The organism is Streptomyces sp. P17, from assembly GCF_032436805.1.
Classification (GTDB): Bacteria; Actinomycetota; Actinomycetes; order Streptomycetales; family Streptomycetaceae; genus Streptomyces.
The window spans coordinates 1-325 of record NZ_JAVRBF010000523.1; the positions used below are offsets into that span (position 1 = coordinate 1).

The 325-nt window shown below is 67.4% G+C and carries 1 protein-coding gene; it reads right to left on the bottom strand.

Going from position 1 to position 325, the window contains the following annotated elements; translation table 11 throughout:
- The coding region (locus tag RMT89_RS41960; RefSeq protein WP_315889011.1) for a hypothetical protein at positions 1-325 on the bottom strand (325 nt) is incomplete at both ends.

Genomic DNA, 325 nt, shown 5'->3' on the forward strand with positions numbered 1-325 from the left:
TGATGGCCGCTGTGTGGCGGCCAATGCGGCCGATTTTTCGGCCAGGGTGTGGGCAAGTGATTGCACTATCTCGTCTTTGCGCCGCAGCTGCTCGGCGCTGGGCTTTTGATGTCGATACTCAATCATCAGCGGCTCGGGCGGCGGCGGCATAGCCTTGAGCAGCGCCGCCGGTGCCGGCCATGCTTCGGCGGTGGCAGCCAGCGTGGCAAAGGCCGTCTGAAAGCGCGGCGCATCCTCATCGCGCCATGCTTTGCCGCTGGTGAGCGCGATTTCCCACGCCGCCGCCGTGGCCGCAATGGCATCAGCGGCGGGCGTGCCGGGCAGG